The sequence below is a fragment of the Acetobacter musti genome (genome assembly GCF_011516835.1).
GTDB lineage: Bacteria > Pseudomonadota > Alphaproteobacteria > Acetobacterales > Acetobacteraceae > Acetobacter > Acetobacter musti.
Genome location: NZ_WOTB01000038.1, coordinates 14,264 through 30,662 on the forward strand (window position 1 = coordinate 14,264; position 16,399 = coordinate 30,662).

11 protein-coding genes are annotated in these 16,399 nt (G+C 53.5%); 9 read left to right on the top strand and 2 right to left on the bottom strand.

The window, feature by feature from the left end; genetic code table 11:
• Nucleotides 1–17: 17 nt before the first annotated feature.
• On the bottom strand, nt 18–1,175 hold the full coding sequence (locus GOB93_RS18275; RefSeq protein WP_082784411.1) for a M24 family metallopeptidase: 1,158 nt from the start codon (nt 1,173–1,175) through the stop codon (nt 18–20).
• A gap of 236 nt (nt 1,176–1,411) precedes the next feature.
• Here GOB93_RS18275 and GOB93_RS18280 point away from each other — a divergent pair, with 236 nt between their 5' ends.
• The 4 genes from GOB93_RS18280 (at nt 1,412) to GOB93_RS18295 (ending at nt 7,141) form a co-directional block, all read left to right on the top strand.
• Entirely contained in the window at nt 1,412–2,317 is a 906-nt protein-coding gene (locus GOB93_RS18280) for a dihydrodipicolinate synthase family protein (RefSeq protein ID WP_198912724.1), read from the top strand.
• Nucleotides 2,318–2,519: 202 nt separating this feature from the next.
• The gene (locus GOB93_RS18285) at nt 2,520–4,232 is read left to right on the top strand and encodes a DUF885 domain-containing protein (RefSeq protein ID WP_242010903.1); all 1,713 of its coding nucleotides are present in this window, start codon (nt 2,520–2,522) and stop codon (nt 4,230–4,232) included.
• A gap of 44 nt (nt 4,233–4,276) precedes the next feature.
• Nucleotides 4,277–5,272: a 4-hydroxyproline epimerase gene (locus GOB93_RS18290; protein ID WP_173584878.1), complete on the top strand. Its 996-nt coding sequence runs from the start codon at nt 4,277–4,279 to the stop codon at nt 5,270–5,272.
• Between the two features lie 45 nt (nt 5,273–5,317).
• Nucleotides 5,318–7,141 carry a DUF885 domain-containing protein gene (locus GOB93_RS18295; RefSeq protein ID WP_242010904.1) on the top strand — a complete coding sequence of 608 codons (1,824 nt, stop codon included), beginning with the start codon at nt 5,318–5,320 and terminating at the stop codon, nt 7,139–7,141.
• Nucleotides 7,142–7,192: 51 nt separating this feature from the next.
• Here GOB93_RS18295 and GOB93_RS18300 read toward each other — a convergent pair whose 3' ends face one another.
• The gene (locus GOB93_RS18300; RefSeq protein WP_061509889.1) at nt 7,193–7,876 is read right to left on the bottom strand and encodes a GntR family transcriptional regulator; all 684 of its coding nucleotides are present in this window, start codon (nt 7,874–7,876) and stop codon (nt 7,193–7,195) included.
• 199 nt (nt 7,877–8,075) lie between these two features.
• On the opposite strand from GOB93_RS18300, the gene GOB93_RS18305 reads away from it, so the two are divergent.
• The 5 genes from GOB93_RS18305 to GOB93_RS18325 all read left to right on the top strand — a co-directional run bounded on the left by GOB93_RS18305 (nt 8,076) and on the right by GOB93_RS18325 (nt 16,224).
• The gene (locus GOB93_RS18305) at nt 8,076–10,352 is read left to right on the top strand and encodes a Tat pathway signal protein (protein ID WP_173584879.1); all 2,277 of its coding nucleotides are present in this window, start codon (nt 8,076–8,078) and stop codon (nt 10,350–10,352) included.
• A 159-nt stretch (nt 10,353–10,511) separates the two neighbouring features.
• On the top strand, nt 10,512–13,457 hold the full coding sequence (locus tag GOB93_RS18310) for a TonB-dependent receptor plug domain-containing protein (protein WP_173584885.1): 2,946 nt from the start codon (nt 10,512–10,514) through the stop codon (nt 13,455–13,457).
• 1,049 nt (nt 13,458–14,506) lie between these two features.
• Complete coding sequence (gene vapB, locus GOB93_RS18315; protein WP_010511771.1) at nt 14,507–14,731, top strand: type II toxin-antitoxin system VapB family antitoxin; 225 nt, start codon at nt 14,507–14,509, stop codon at nt 14,729–14,731.
• On the top strand, nt 14,732–15,142 hold the full coding sequence (gene vapC, locus GOB93_RS18320) for a type II toxin-antitoxin system tRNA(fMet)-specific endonuclease VapC (RefSeq protein WP_061509893.1): 411 nt from the start codon (nt 14,732–14,734) through the stop codon (nt 15,140–15,142).
• Between the two features lie 320 nt (nt 15,143–15,462).
• Complete coding sequence (locus GOB93_RS18325) at nt 15,463–16,224, top strand: hypothetical protein (protein WP_173584880.1); 762 nt, start codon at nt 15,463–15,465, stop codon at nt 16,222–16,224.
• The last annotated feature ends 175 nt before the right edge of the window (nt 16,225–16,399 follow it).

The following is a 16,399-nucleotide window of genomic DNA, read 5'->3' on the forward strand; positions in this document are numbered from 1 at the left end:
TCTTTCAGGTCGGAAATTCAGTTGAACGGGGCGGTGAAACTGTGTGCTGGTTCGGTGAACCAGCGTGGGCCGTCATCCGTCATGTAGAAATGGTCTTCATGACGGATGCCGAACTGTCCCGGAACAACGATCATCGGTTCGTTGGACACGCAATGGCCGGCCTTAAGAGGCGTTGCATTTCCACGAACAAGATAGGGCGCTTCATGAATGGACAGGCCGATACCATGCCCGGTGCGATGAGGTAGCCCGGGGAGGGTGTAATCCGGTCCCAGACCATGCCGGATAAGGACAGCACGGGCCGCATCATCCACTTCATGACATGGCACGCCGATCCGGGCTGCGTTGAAAGCAGCGTATTGTGCTTCCTTTTCGATGGTCCAGATGCGTTCCTGCTCGGGGTCGGGCTTGCCGAAAGCGAAAGTGCGCGTGATATCGGAATGATAGCCATCCAATCGACAACCGGTATCAATCAGGACCAGATCGTTCTCCTTCAGGACCTGATTGTCCGGAATGCCATGAGGGTAAGCCGTAGCGTGACCAAACTGTACGGCGCAGAAATAGGACCCGTTATCCGCACCAAGCTCCCGATGACGGGTATCGATGAAATGTCGTATCTCGCTTGCCAGAAGGCCTGGTTTCAAAAACGAGCGGGCGTCTTTGTGAACCTGCAGTGTTATGGCCATGGCATGCGAGATCAGCGCGATTTCCTCGGCTGACTTGCAGGCCCTCATGCCGGAAATCAGCCCGTTGTCATCTTCAAGAACAAGGTCGGGTCGCGCCCTGCGCATGGCGGTCACGGTGCCGAGGGTGAAGTCCGGGTCCAGGGCGATGCGTGTTCCTGCAGTGTAGGGTGCAAAGGCACACAGGGCCGGATTTTCATCTTCCTGCCAGGTGGCGATTTCCGTTTCCGTCTTAAGGCAAGCCTTCAAAGATCCTGTTTCAAAATGCGGGCAGACCATCACAGGCGTCCCCTTACGGGGAATGACGAGCGTAACCAGCCTCTCTGTTGCATCCCAAGGAACCCCGGTGAAATAACGCAGGCTGTTTCCAGCATTCACTGCAAGGGCGTCAAAACCGGCGGCTTCGAGGTGGCTTTGGGCTGCGTGGATACGCTGCGTGAAAGATGCTGTGTTGATGAAAGCGGGTGGGGCAGGGAGAGGGCTTGAGTTGCTCACGGGATGCGTTTCCAGCCTCAAAATAGGACGGTTATTACGTATACGATAGACGAATTATCAAGCTCGAACAAGTGATCCGTTTTGTGCTCGACACAGTCTCGTACCGTGTTCGGCTGAGTTGTCATACTGAATTGAGATGACTTTTTTCATGATGGGAAGAAGACGCGCTTTACCGGTTTTAAAGAGCGTGATACGTATACGATATAATTTTTACAAAATTCGAGAGGGGATCCCGGATGGCTCTGGAAATGACTTGGGAAGGTGTTTTCCCTGCAGTGACCACTCAGTTCAACGAAGACCTGTCCGTTGACCTGAGCGGAACGCAGAAGGTGATCGATGCACTGATCAATGATGGGGTACACGGTCTGGTCATGATGGGGACGTGCGGCGAGAACAATTCGCTCGAACCCGACGAAAAAGTACAGATTTTGGAAGCGGCGCGGGAAGTTGCGGGAACGCGTGCGCCGCTTTTCGTGGGTGTGTCTGAAATGACGACGCCGCGTGCTGTGGCGTTTGCCAAGCAGGCTGCAAAAAGCGGCGCTGATGCACTCATGGTCCTTCCGGCCATGGTGTATGTGCCCAAGCCGAATGAACTTGTTGCCCATTTCCGTGCGATTTCGCAGGCGACTGACCTGCCGATCATCATCTATAACAATCCGACCTCGTATCGTGTGAACGTCGAACTGGATGTTCTGGCGGAACTGGAAGACTGCAAGACCATCGTCGGGCTGAAGGAGAGTTCTTCTGATACGCGGCGTTATACCGATGTGCCCAACCGCTTTGGTGATCGTTTCCTGATGATGGCGGGTCTGGATGATGTGGCGTTCGAAGGACTGACCCTTGGCGCCAAGGGCTGGATTTCGGGTTTAACCAGTGCCTTCCCACAGGAATCGGTGGCGTTGGTTGAGTCTCTTGCGCGGGGTGATATCGATACGGCTTTGCGGATCTATCGCTGGTTCATGCCGCTCCTGCACCTGGATGCCGCACACGATCTTGTACAGTCCATCAAGCTTGCGGAGCAGGTGATGGGGCGTGGTAGTGAGCGGGTCCGTTCGCCGCGTCTCCTGCTTGAAGGTGCACGCCGCAAGCAGGTGATTGATATGGTGGAAGCCGCAGCGGCCAGTTGTCCCAAGCTGAGCTGATCGCTTTTATACCCAGCCGACTTCCTGTTATCTGAGGTCGGTTTTGTTACCTGATCTGTTTTCCGGAAAGCTGGGTCAGGCATGAGAACGTCATGCCTGACGGGAAGGGTTCTGCATTATGCTGGTTTGTTGCGCGCGACGAGGTTCAGGTTTTCAGCGTGTGGCTTTGATGGCGACGGTGGTCCTCTTGGGAGGGATTGGTTTGTCGCAGGCGAGAGCTGCAACAAATGATAGCGCGCAAAAAGCCTTTCATGACCTGTATGAGCAGGAATGGGCCTGGCGGATGGGCCTTCAGGGAAGTCTTCTGGATGGCAAACCGTCGGCACACCTGCCTAAGGAAGATCCTGACACCCAGCAGGTCCGACTGAAAACATGGACTAAAACGCTGGAAAAACTGAACGCCATCCCTGTGCAGCAGCTTTCCGCGCAGGATCAGGTGAACTACGCGGTCTACAAGCAGCAGTTGATGGTTCTGCTGGAAGACCAGAAATTACGGGTCTGGGAAATTCCGTTTGATGCGGACTCAGGCTTCTGGAGCGATCTGCCGCCTTCAGACGTCTCGTTTCTGTCTGAAAAGGACTACCGCGATTATATTAGCCGTTTGCAAGAAACGGGCCGGTATTTTGCTGATGAGATTGCCGCCATGAAAGCGGGCCTGGCGCGCGGCTTCGTTCAGCCAAGGCTGATTGTGGAGCAGAGGCTCCATGATCTTGAGAAAATGGCCTCTGTCACGCCGGAAAAGAGCGCGTTCGCTCCACCATTCCAGAATTTCGCGGACGGGATTTCGCTCAAGACACAGGATGCCTTGCGCAAGGATGGTCTGGTTGCCATTCGTGATACGGTCATTCCCGCATACAAGACGTTGTATGCTTTCATGAAGGACGACTATCTCCCTCATGCCCGTGCATCGTTGGGGGCTGAAGACCAGCCGGATGGGGCTGCATATTATCGCTCCCAGATCCTGGAATACACAACGCTGGATATGAGCCCGGACGAGATTCACAAGATCGGTCTGAAGGAAGTCGCGGGCCTGCACAGGCAGATGCTCGACGTCATAGCGGAAACGCATTTCAAAGGCGATTTTCCGGCTTTCCTGAAATTTCTGCGGACTGACCCGCAGTTTTATCCAAAAACCGGCGATGAATTGCTGAAAGATGCTGCATGGTTGGCCAAACGGGTTGACGGCAAGGTTGGTGATTTCATCGGGCGTCTGCCACGAGGGCGTTTCACGATCGAGCCTGTTCCCGCTGATGTGGCTCCCGTCTACACCGCCGGGCGGGGCGGCCCGCACGTCTATCTGGTGAATACCTACGATTTGCCGTCCCGCCCGCTTTATGCCCTGCCAGCCCTGACGCTGCATGAATCCTCGCCGGGGCACTCCCTGCAATTGTCTCTGGCAGAAGAGCAGCCGGAAGTGCCCCCCTATCGCCGGTTCAACTATATTTCGGCCTATGGGGAAGGCTGGGCGCTATATTGCGAATATCTCGGCAACGAAATGGGGATCTACGAAACGGCGTATGACCGCTTCGGGTATCTCTCCTATCAGGCATGGCGGGCAGCACGTCTGGTCGTGGATACCGGATTGCATCATTTTCATTGGAGCCGGGAGCAGGCGCGGGCCTATCTGCGTGAGAACACGGCGCTTTCCGAACATGAAATTGACACTGAAGTCGATCGATACATCGCGTGGCCTGCTCAGGCGCTTTCCTATTATCTGGGGGAGGCTGATATTCGCCGGAACCGCACGCGCGCTCAGAAGGCCTTGGGAAAGGCCTTCGATATCCGTGGGTTCCACGATGCGGTTCTTGCGACCGGGTCTGTTCCTCTTCCGGTGCTGGATGCTGCAATCGACCGTTTTATTCAGAGCGGCGGTCGTTCACCCTATGCCGTGACATCGGGTGAACAGGCGCGATAGGCCGTTCTGAAAACAAAAGAAAACCCTGCGACGGACTGAACGCCATGCGGCATACGTTTTTTTGCATTGATGGACATACGGCCGGAAATCCTGTCCGCCTCGTCTGTGGAGGCGCGCCACTCCTGCGCGGGACGTCCATGGGTGAACGGAGGCAGGATTTTCTGGAACGGTTCGATTGGATACGGACCGGGTTGTGTTTTGAGCCGCGTGGCCATGACATGATGTCCGGTGGGTTCTTCTACCCCCCAACACAGCCGGATACCGACGCGGGCATTCTGTTCATCGAGACTAGTGGATGTCTTCCCATGTGTGGACATGGGACGATCGGGTTGGTGACTTTCGGGTTGGAGCACGGACTGCTTGTCCCACGGACACCCGGAAAACTTCGGCTTGAGGTGCCTGCGGGGATAATCGACATTACCTACATCGAGGAGAACGGCCGCGTGCGGAGCGTGGCGATCCGGAATGTGCCTGCCTATGTTGCGGCGACGGGCGTGAAGATCGATGTGCCTGGTTTGGGGCCGTTAACGGTTGATGTTGCCTATGGCGGGAACTTCTACGCCATTGTCGAGCCGCAGGGAGGATATGAAAGTCTGGATCAGCTTAGCGCGCAGCGTATTCTGGACTTCAGCCCGGTGGTGCGTGAGCGGATGCGTGAGGCAATCACGCCGGTCCATCCACTGGATGAGCGTATTCAAGGCGTGAGTCATGTCCTGTGGGTCGACACGGACACAACCGCCTCCCGGGGGCGCAACGCGGTCTTTTATGGTGATCATGCCATTGATCGCAGCCCCTGCGGGACTGGAACCTCGGCGAGACTTGCCCATCTGTATCACAAAGGTGTTCTTAAAGTGGGAGACGTCTTCACCCATGAAAGCTACATCCGCAGCGTCTTCAAGGGGACGGTTTCGGAAGAAACGATGCTGGGGGGACATAAAGCCATTATTCCCATTATTGAGGGAAGTGCCGTTTCGACGGGTTTTAATACGATCTGGATTGATGATGAGGACCGCTTCTGTCACGGATTCCAGGTTTCCTGATCTGGTGAGTGGCGTGGGTGCCTGCCGCCGTGAAGGTGGTACAACATGACTGGCATGGAGAATTTTGCTGTGTTCCTACGATATGGGCTGGCGGGTCTGCTGCTGGTTTGTGCTCAGGCGGGCGGTGTGGCTCTGGCGGCTCCCGGTGCAGGAATTTCGGCACAGGTTGCTCCCGCCGTTGCAAGTGGCAGTCGGGCTTTTGCGGCACTTCTGGATGAGGAATGGCAGTACCAGCTTCGGACTTCACCGGAACTGGCCACGACCATTGGCTGCTATCGATACAACAGGTTCTGGACGGACTATTCCCTTGAGCAGGTTTCAAAGGATTCCGTGACGAGTGCTTGGTTCCTCAAGCGCTTTCAGGCTGTCGATCCCGCGGCATTGACGGAACAGGAACAGATCAGCCGTGCGATGATGATCCGCCAGCTTCAGGACAAGCTGGAAGGGATCAAGCTTAAGACCTATGAAATGCCGATTGATCAGGTACAGGGCGTGCAGCTGATGCTGCCCGGTTTTGTCTCCTCCATTCCTTTCGATACGGCAGCACAATATCAGGATTATCTCGCACGGCTCCATGCGTTGCCGACGGTTCTGGCTCAGCTCAAGGCGCTGGCGCAGCAGGGCATGAAAGATGGCCTGGTTCCACCGCGCTACCTGCTGGAAAAGGTTGTTACACAGTTGCTGGAGGTTGCCGAACCTGCCGGGGTCAAGAATGTCTTTGGCCAGCCGGTGGAGACCTTCCCTAAAGGGATCTCTCCCGAGCAGCAGAGGCAGCTGCGGCAGAGCATCCTGAAAGCGGTGGATACAGAAGTCCGTCCTGCGTTCGCGGCCTTCGCAGAGTTCGTAAAAACGGACTATGTCCCTCATGGTCGAGAGCATGAAGGCGTGTGGTCATTGCCGAATGGGGACGCCATCTATCGGTATGATATCCGGGCTCAAACGACGAGTTCGATGACGTCGGAAGAGATTCATCAGCTCGGCTTGAAACAGGTGAGCCTGATTGAAGGGCAGATGACGGCCATCGCCCACAAGCTGGGTTTCGCGGATCTGGCAGCTCTGCGCGCGTCCGTTGATCATGACCCGAAGCTTTACGCCCATTCGCGAGAGGAAATCCTCAATAGATATCGTGCGGCGATCGCGCAGATGTGGCCCGCCCTTCCGAAGATTTTCAACAGAATACCCAAAACGCGCTTGGAGGTGCGATCCGTGGAAAGCTACCGGGAGGCAGATGCTGCGGGGGCAGAATATCATCAGGGAACGCCGGATGGGTCTCGGCCTGGTATCGTGTTCGTCAATACCGGCGACTACACCAAGCGTGACCTGTATACCATTGAAGACACAGCCTATCATGAAGGCGTGCCGGGGCATCATTTCCAGATTTCACTGGCGCAGGATTTGCCGTTGCCAGCGTTCCGCCAACAGGGCGCGTATAATTCCTACATTGAGGGATGGGCCCTGTATGCGGAAGGGCTCGGAAAAGAGCTGGGCTTTTATCAGGATCTGTACAGCGACTATGGGCGCCTGAACGGGGCGTTGCTTCGCGCGGATCGTCTGGTTCTGGATACGGGCGTGCACTACAAACACTGGACGCGCCAGCAGATGAGCGATTTCTTTCATGCGCATCCGCCGACGAGTGAGCCGGATATGCAGGCTGAAACGGATCGTTATGTTGCCTGGCCCGGGCAGGCTTTGGGCTACATGCTAGGACAGCAGACCATTCTGCAGCTTAGGGAACAGGCCCGAACAGAACTTGGGGACAAGTTTGATATCAAGGCATTTCATGATGTGATTTTGGAAAATGGTGCGATGCCGCTGGATCTTATGTCCGAACAGGTAAAAGGCTGGATCGCTAAAACCAAAGGTTCTTGACGGCTTCTTTGCCTCCTCTGCTTATATCAGCCTAAGAAGAGGAGGTACCTTCTAACTAATGGCGCTCTCGGACGCCAACTGGTTGCGTAGATCGTTCAATGTGTCTGCAATATGCTGGGTCAGAAGAGCTTCAACCTCTGCAGCGTCCCGGTTGATCCAGGCTTTCAGCAACTGCCGGTGCTCTTCTACGGCACGCTTGTCCCGCCCCTGTGTGCTGAGATGCAGGCGCACATAGCGATCCGCAATGACACTAATGGTTTCCAATAGACGATAGGTCAGTCTTCCGGCCCCCGGCTGGACAAGGGAAAGGTGGAACAGTCGGTTATAAAGACTGTGATCCTGATCTTTATGTCGAATGACGGTTTCAAGTTCTGAAAGATGACGGCGTGCGGCCTTATGGTCGGCAGCAGTCGCAACAAGCGAGGATTTGGCAGCGGCTTCTGGCTCCAGTCGTATCCGGAGTTCGAAAACTTCCTCTGCTTCGCTGGCCGAAAGCGTCGCGACAGTGAAACCCCGCTTGGCATGGGCAACGACAAGGCCGTCCTGCTCTAGCCGGGCCAGCGTCTCGCGAAGGGGTATCTTGCTGATATTGAGCTCTGCGGCCACAGCATCCTGTCGGATTGGCTGATCAGCCGCGAGTGCACCACTGAGAATCTGTTCCCGCAGAATATCATAAAGCTGATCACTAATCGTTCTGACAATTAGAGGCTGAATCTTCCCGGTCTGGGCTTTCATGAGGGGTCTGAGTCTCTTCGCATTGTTTGGTCTTATTATACATGGCTGGCCTCGGATGCGAACACTCCTCTTTGTGCAGATTTTAGTACATAATGTGAAAACTTATATCGTATACAATTATTCAAAAGCGTAAGATGTTCGCACCATAATTCATGTTCCGAGAGGCTTGGGCCGTGATTGATCCAAAGAAGTTTCTGGTATGATCCGTCGTCGTTTTTTTCTTCTTGGCAGCGTTACATTGGGGGCATGGCGCGCCATGTCTGGTCAGGCTTTTGCCTCCTCGTCTTCTGAAGATGAATGGTTGGTCAAAGAAGATCTGACGGGCATGGAAGGTACCATGACCCTGACCGGCCCTAGCGGGCGAATTCATGTCCTGAAACGCTTTATGGAAGAGTGCGAAACCCATTCAAACGGCTGTTATTGCGGACTTGACTTTGGAACATTAGCGATTGCGGAGCGCGATCTTATGGCTGAACGTCTTTTGGCGGGAGGTGGAGATCCTGATCCATTGGCAGTTCGCGCTGCTGCCCCGCCTATTGATAGTCGTTTTACCCCTGAGCAGATTGGGCGGATTGTCTGGACTTCATTTGTAGCACCACCTTATGCCGGAGAGGTGATGCCACTCACGCCTGCCGGAAACACCCGTAACTGGCATGTCAATCGGATTGCGCCGGAGCTTTCGGCGGACAGCCTGGTTGTTCGCCGCCGCAGGGAAGGCCTGTTGGGTGGTTTCCTGCCTATCGTCGTCAAACAGTTTCCATTGGGGAAGGGGCGTTATTGGGAAGTCCTGACATTCGCGGATGTAGATCCAGTTATACCGCATCAGGTTCCAACGTGGACGCGGATGATGCTGATCGAGAATGGTGCGGTTGTGTGTGCCGTTTATGGTGCAAGCTACATCCCGTTCGGGCCGTTTCGACATGAGCCGAGCGCAGTGCAGTTCAATCAGGCTCTCGCACGTTGCGTTGAGGTCTGGCACGAAGTTCTGGACGGCACACTGTCGCCCGTTTTGCCAGACTCTGACTGGGCTGATTTTGCACGGCATGCCTTTGTCAAAGAGGCCATGGTGCGTCCTGACGGTATCTGGCCACGGTATGGGGTTGTTGATCGGGATTACGAAGGCTCGGAATATGACGGCTTTCAAGACATTTTCACCTCCTCGCTTCTGGCTAATTTGGAGTGGGGCCGTTTTGCCGTCGCACGAGCCATACTCGACAACCAGTTCACTGCATTCGTCGGCGATGACGGGTTGGTGGCGATGCGTGGCCCTGAAGTGGGGCAGACCGGCCTGACATTGTCGTTGGTTGCCCGCTATCTGCATCTGACTGGCGATGCCGCCATACTTCAGCATCATGCTGATCGTATTGCCGCCATGGCGGGTGTCCTGACGACACTGCACGATCAAGCCCTGACCCTGCCGCAAACGAACCCGGGATACGGACTGCTCCATGGATGGAGTGAGAGCGATGCGTGCCTGTTTCCTGATCCGTCGGTGTGGTGGAAGCCCTATTTTGGGAACTCAGCTATGGCTGTCCGGGGGTGGCGTGATCTTGCGGCTATTTGGTTGCGTATTCGGCCAGGCGAAGCTGCAAAAGCAGAGGATTGGAAGAGGCGGGCGGATTTATTATCGGTTCGGCTTGAGGGGGCTGTGAGGGCGTCGCTGTTTGAAGATCGTTCACCCCCTTATGTTCCCATTTTACCCGGCTCTCGAGAGACGTTTCGGGTGTCGCTTGCGCGGCACCAATACAGTGAGCAGCAATGGGCACATCGCGTTTACGCGGAAATGCTTCAGGCCGGTGTACTGCCAACGGATCTTGAAGTTGCGACGATTAATTCAATGCGGGCTTACGGCGCGACAGTCATGGGAGTTGTCGGGAACCTGGCGCCACCAAGTCGGGCGCAGAGGGATATTCTCGGCTTTATTTCTTACGGTTATGCGCAGGCGCTGTTACGGCAGGATCGGATTGAAGAGTACCTCCTGTTTCTCTACGCGCATCGCTATCATGTCCATACACGTGGAAGTTGGACGGCAGCAGAGGTGGCGGGTTTGAAAGGGGAGCTCGCACTGTTCTGCCTTCCGGCCCAGATGACGGTTCCAATTCTTCTGCGCTGGGCATTGGTCTATGAGGATGACGGAGAGGAGATTCTCCATCTTGCGCGGGCCATACCATATCGCTGGCTGTTGTCCGGCAAGGAAATAAGCGTGGAAAATGCCCCTACACGCTGGGGCAGACTGTCCATGGCACTGCGATATGAACCGGATCTAAGGCATATTTCGGTCAACATTTCTCTCCCGAAAACGGCACCGAGGGATGTTCGCCTTTATGTGCGCTTGCCATCAGGAATGAACTTCGCATCCCCTCAGGGAGAAGGCCTGAACGGTTGTGTCGTATCCGCCACATACGGCGTGAATATCAACGGAAAGCAGGGTGGCCAATACTCTTTCCAAGTGCCGATAATAAGAGCTCATCGATAAAAATTTCTATTAAAATGTTGTTTTGGAAAGATAATATAAGAAAGGGAAAGACCTTTCGTGATTTTGAATTTCGATTCACTTATCAAGAATTATCTGTTTCGAATCCGACATATATGTGTATACGATATAAGAAATCCAAAGGATAAGGTTCGTGTTGAAATGAGACAGGCGCACAGGCAAACCCTCACATTTTCAACGTCTATAGGACTGGTTTGCGCGACATTGTTCGCCACGGCTTCAGCCGAAACGGTCACAAAAAAGCATACAGGTCATCGTTCAAAATCATCACAGCAGACATCGTCTGTGACGACTCATGCGAAGGCAATGCCTGTAACGGTCGTGCCGGTAGCCTCTACCGCTGCCTCTTCGGTTCAGATGTCAACAGCCGCGCGACGTCGGCTTTTTACCCCACGTTCTGCTGATGAAACTATTGTGGTTACGGGTTCTGCGCTTGCAACGCGTGCGGATTCCAACGCGAACCCGGTTCAGACGATTACAGCGAAGCAAATCACGTCTACGTCGGCAACCACGCTGGGGGACTATCTTCTGCGTTTGCCGTCAATTGGTTCGAGCGGAACTAACAATACGAATACCAATGGTGGTCTTGGCATGTCCTGTACGGACATCCGTAACCTTGGTCCTTCCCGTGTGTTGGTTCTGGTTGATGGAAAGCGTCAGGTTCCGACTTTCGGTAGTGGCTCTCAATGTGTTGATCTCAACTCGATACCTGTGGACCAGATTGAATCTGTTGAAATCCTCAAGGACGGTGGATCAGAACTTTACGGCGCAGATGCTGTATCCGGTGTCATTAACATTAAACTTCGGCACAATACAACCAAGGGTGATATTCTGATCCGTGGTGGTATCACTGATCATGGCGATGGTCAGATGGGGAAGATCTCTGGTTACAAGGGGTTCGACTTCGATCACGGCAAGGGTAACATCACGCTTTTCGGTTCATACATGACTCAGTCTGGTATTCGGCAGAAGACGCGTGACTGGGCTGCCAATCCATGGAACTCCGACGCAGAAGTTGGTGAGACCCCAACAATTGGCAGCTCTGTGACGACCAATACCCGCGTGATCGGCTCCAATTTTGATGTTGTCAGTAATGGCACGGGGGGAGGCAACAGCGGAGCGTTCCATAACTTCGCATCCTCCGACAGGTATAATTTTGCTTCTGACCAAATGCTAACGAACTCATTGCAGCAGGCTGTTCTCAGCGGTGACATGCATTACGAGGTTAACGAGCATTTCGATCTGTACTCGTCAATCCGGTATACACATAAAGACGCCATGAATACGCTGGCAGGCAATCCAGTTACCGGTGCAACCTATCCGTCTACGTTGTCTTCGGCCGTCACCCTGCCAGCTGCCAGTCCGTATAATATTTGGGGAGAAGATGTATCCCTATACCGGCGATTTAGTGACCTGGGTGAGCGCAAATATGAAGAAGCGTTTGATCAGTGGCAGTATACTGGTGGCTCCAAGGGTAAGATTGTCGGCAATTGGATGTATGACGTATCCATGTCGTATGGTCAGACGCTGGCGAAATTCTCAACCGAGAATATGACGAATTACGCGCATTATCTGCAGGAATTGGGGATCCAACAAGTAGATCCTTCTGACGCTAATAGTGCTGTGGTTTATAATCCATCAATCTGTCAGGCATCTGCTGGTTGTTCGCTGACAAACCCATTCGGCAAACTAACGTCGCAACAGGCAGACTATCTACGCTATACGCAAAATGATCACAGCACGTACCAGATGCGTGACTTTAATGCCCGCGTTCATAACAATCATCTGGTGCATATGCCGTGGCAGGGCGGCGGTGATTTCGGTATCGCCATGGGACTGGAACATCGCAGTGAACAGGCAAGTTATACGCCTGATGTTCTTGCTTCAAATGGAGACCTGGGCGGCGGAGCAACATATACTGGCGGCGGTTACAACGTAACGGAAGCCTATATTGAGGGTAACCTTCCGTTGCTTCATAATATGCCATTCGCACATGATTTGAGTGTTGATGCTCAAGGGCGTTGGTCTGATTACAATACGTTTGGAACCGCTTATAACTGGAAGACCAGCATCAACTGGGCCCCAGTGCGAGATATCCGCTTTCGCGCAACGCTTGGTACGTCTTTCCGCGCACCGACCATGACCGAGCTTTATGGCGGCCATTCGATTAGCTACAATTCGGGTAACGACCCTTGTGCTCAAGCAAGCAGTTACGGATCGCTCAGTGCGAATGTTGTTGCGACTTGTGCAAAGCAGGGCGTCAACACTGCGACTTTCGTTAATGCTAATTCAAGTCAAATCCCGACGTTGGTAGGCGGTAACTCCGCTCTGAAACCAGAGGAAGGCCGTACATATACGTTCGGTACGGTCATAACACCTCGCTGGATTCCAAATCTTATGGTTTCCGTTGAGTACTGGCACTACACAATCAAGAATATGATTACCACTTTGCCGGTGCAATATATTGTTGATAGCTGCTATACGGGAACAAATACCGGGTGGTGTAGCAATGTCGCATCACGGAGTTCGGCAGGGCAGCTGACGCAAGTTGACGATCTTTATTCAAATGCAGGTGGTTTGAGGACTAATGGTCTAGATTTTGACCTGAATTACCGTATCCGCCTGTCACCGCATGATCACTTGAATTTGAGTAATAATTTTCAGCAGCTGATTGGGTATCTTCAGCAGAACGAACCTGGTGGTACGTGGTATAACTATGCTGGGCGCCTGTTTTACCAAAGTGGCTATGGCATGCCGCGTGTTCGCGATTATGCTACTGCAACCTGGAGCCACAACAACTTCAGTCTTACTTATATGATGAGTTACACCGGTGGAATGCGCTTCAATGATGGTTCCAATGACCTGAGTTGCAAGGTCTATTCTTATTGCAAGGTTCCCGGTATTTTCGCACATGATGTGACCTTGAACTACAACACTAAGAATTGGCAGTTCGAGGTTGGGGTTAATAATATTCTCGATAAGAAGCCTCCATTTGTGCCCGATGGTGCAACCAATACCGCATTGTCGATGTATAGCGAGGAAATCATAGGGCGTTATGTTTTTGCTCAGATTGGACGTAGTTTTTGAATAAAGAAAGGCCGCCAAAGTTTATGCTTTGGTGGCTTTTTTTATCTTTGTTGGGTCCATTGTCTGGGGCCGTATCCTGTCGAGGATGGGGTCGTACGCCGACTGTCGCTTTCTTTTTCAAGACACACCGTACGGCTTGAGGTTTGTGGTTAAAAAGGTAGATTCCGAACGTTTATTGACCGTGCCACGCTCTTTCATGTGCCTGCCAACGGCTCTCAGAACCGGATTATGGCATCAAGATACATATCCGGCCTGGAACATGACATGGCAGAGAGACCCCGTTCCCCTGGAGTGACACGTTTCTTGCGCATCGCGCGCCTCTCATGCGCCGTTTGTGTAAGTCTGGCCGTCGCAGCGGCTCCGCTTGCTGTCATGCAGCCGAGTTCTGGGGTTTCTGGGATGACGCCTTCAATCCGGTGTTAGATCTCGCTGACCTACCTCTCAAGAAATGCTTTGAGACTACTATCCATATCCTCCAATTCAGTGCTCAAACACTGCTTTCGACGCGCTTAATCTTGGCAGAGAGAGTTACCATCTGAACTCTGCGAACCGTCGTTGCACAGAGAATCTGGAGGTTTTCATTGCGAAGTGTTCGCCCTACTTCTGGGCGCACAACCATAAAGCGTGCAATCAGTGTCGCGTCGATCTGCCAGGCCGGATAGCGCGCTTCTCGTGGTGAGGATTCTGGCAGAACGAGGACAGCATGGGCCTGTTCCAAATCATGCAGGGCTGAGACAGTCAGACCAAGACGATGGGCAAAAAACCTCTCCCGTCAGCATGTCCGGCCCTGACAGAATGGTGGCTGTCAGGTGACGACCCCGTTCTTCTGCGCGGGCGAAAGCCTCACTTCGTGTTCGTGGCCTATCTGTCATGAATGCTGTCTTTTTGTCTTTCAGGGAGAGAGGAGAGCGATCCCATCGTGGGGCGCGCGGAAGATCTACTGTATCATTCGGCCCGCTTGTATGCATTCGGTGCGGAGGGCCCTAAAAATACGGGACATCGTCGTCCAAATGGGATATACATGACATATATCCATTGGGGGATAGCCGATGCTGACCCGTACGACACTCTTTCTATCCAACCGATCGCAGGCGGTGCGTCTGCCGAAGATGGTCGCCTTCGGGGAACAGGTGCGTGACGTGGTCATCGTGTCCGAAGGTTCCCGGCGGATCATTGCTCCGGCCGATGCGGCGTGGGATGATTTCTTTGCGGCCCCCGGGGTCGATCTGGGGGAGCGGAACCAGCCAGCCATGCAGGAACGCGAGGCGCTCTGAATGCTGCGTTATCTGCTGGATACGAACCTCTGTATCCGGGTGTTGCGGCATCGACCACAGGGGCTGCGTCCGAGATTCAACAACTGTGCGGAGGAACTCTGCATTTCGGACGTGGTTCTGTATGAGCTGCTTTATGGCGCGGAGCGCTCGTCTGATCCTGTGCGCATCAGACGCGAGGTTGAGCACTTCGCGGCAAGGCTGGCAGTTCTGCCATTCGACAGTGAAGCGGCTGCCCATACGGCGGATATTCGGGCTGCTCTTGAACGGAATGGCCGTATCATAGGTCCATATGATCTCATGATTGCCGGGCATGCCCGGAGCAGGGGGCTGATTGTGGTGACCGGGAACCTTCGGGAATTCCAGCGGGTGGAGGGTCTTCGAACGGAGGACTGGCTGACTGACACGGTCTGACCGCGAAAGGCTTGGCGAGACAGAATATTGATAAAAAGATTGTTTATCAATCGATTATGTCATGCAGCGAGCCTCTCTACGAACCCGCTGACAAGCAGCAGTTTTCTTCGGTTGCAGGCCCCCGCAACCACTTACAGCATAACTCACTACAAATCGACTGCTGACGCAGATGTTCCCGCGTCTTATCAGTCGCTTACGCGTGTCCCGACCCTCGAAAGAAGGCCAGGCGATTGCGCGTGTCTCCATCGCGCCGTGGCCTACAGGGCCACCTGCCTGCCTTTGTTGTTTTACACCCCAACAAACAACAAAGGACAATCACTATGAACAACAAGACAACGTACTATTCCGGTCGTCAGCGGCTGGCCTGGCTGTGTGATCACACACGGATTGCTTCCCCAGAGGGACGGATCGAGATGTGGAACATCCTGCTCTGCGAGTGGCAGGAAGTCAGGCCCGATGCTTTGTCGAAAATTTATCCCGCTATGGTCAGAGGTTCTCTGACAGTTGAGGTGGCATGGAAAGAAATCGAGCATAGTGCTCGGATGGATCCATCTTATGAGGGAGAGCGGCCCCCTTTTGAGGATTATTCAACGCAGGCCATAAGTCGCTGGGCGTATGAAAACCAGAGAATATCAGTAGACGACGGTAAAATGGAAATAAGAAATCCGATTGATCGGGAATGGTACAGCAAGGGAAACCGTGACTGGAAGATATATATCCCGAATGATTTCTTTTCTGGAAGACATATAGCAGTAATATCGCGCTGCTTTGTAACGGCGGAGCGTGAACTCAGAGCGCCGAAAAGTAATACTGTAGTAAATCCGGGGATATCTTCTGACGACGCAGTCTGCAGATTATTGTTCGGGGGTGGTGGGGAAAATGTGTTGACTTTATCTTCTGACGGAGAAAGTCTGGATTTCGATTTTGATGTTTTTGAAAAATGGGCTGCTTTGAATGAGGGGCACGTGACGTCAAGGCGGATCGTGGAAGACTTTCTGGGACGCTCCTGGCCGCCGGGAACAATGGAACTTCGCATGTTGAACGCTACGTTAAAGAAAGCGGCTTGTCTCTGTTTGCGATGATTGCAGAAAAACGTAGATTCTGACGAGACAGAACAGCGCCATGCCCCAGGACGCGCGATCACAGTAAGAGCGCCTTTCAAAACCCCTTGTACTGTGGTCCTGAATGAGGGATGAGGCTCCATGGCTTCACCTCTCGTTTCCGATAAATTATGGGCAGTTATTGAACCGCTCCTGC

Coding starts and splice junctions, on each gene's coding strand:
- GOB93_RS18325 (WP_173584880.1), top strand. CDS start 15,463: ATGAACAACAAGACAACGTACTATTCCGGTCGTCAGCGGCTGGCCTGG.
- GOB93_RS18310 (WP_173584885.1), top strand. CDS start 10,512: ATGAGACAGGCGCACAGGCAAACCCTCACATTTTCAACGTCTATAGGA.
- GOB93_RS18305 (WP_173584879.1), top strand. CDS start 8,076: ATGATCCGTCGTCGTTTTTTTCTTCTTGGCAGCGTTACATTGGGGGCA.
- GOB93_RS18280 (WP_198912724.1), top strand. CDS start 1,412: ATGGCTCTGGAAATGACTTGGGAAGGTGTTTTCCCTGCAGTGACCACT.
- vapC (WP_061509893.1), top strand. CDS start 14,732: ATGCTGCGTTATCTGCTGGATACGAACCTCTGTATCCGGGTGTTGCGG.
- GOB93_RS18300 (WP_061509889.1), bottom strand. CDS start 7,876: ATGAAAGCCCAGACCGGGAAGATTCAGCCTCTAATTGTCAGAACGATT.
- vapB (WP_010511771.1), top strand. CDS start 14,507: ATGCTGACCCGTACGACACTCTTTCTATCCAACCGATCGCAGGCGGTG.
- GOB93_RS18295 (WP_242010904.1), top strand. CDS start 5,318: ATGACTGGCATGGAGAATTTTGCTGTGTTCCTACGATATGGGCTGGCG.
- GOB93_RS18290 (WP_173584878.1), top strand. CDS start 4,277: ATGCGGCATACGTTTTTTTGCATTGATGGACATACGGCCGGAAATCCT.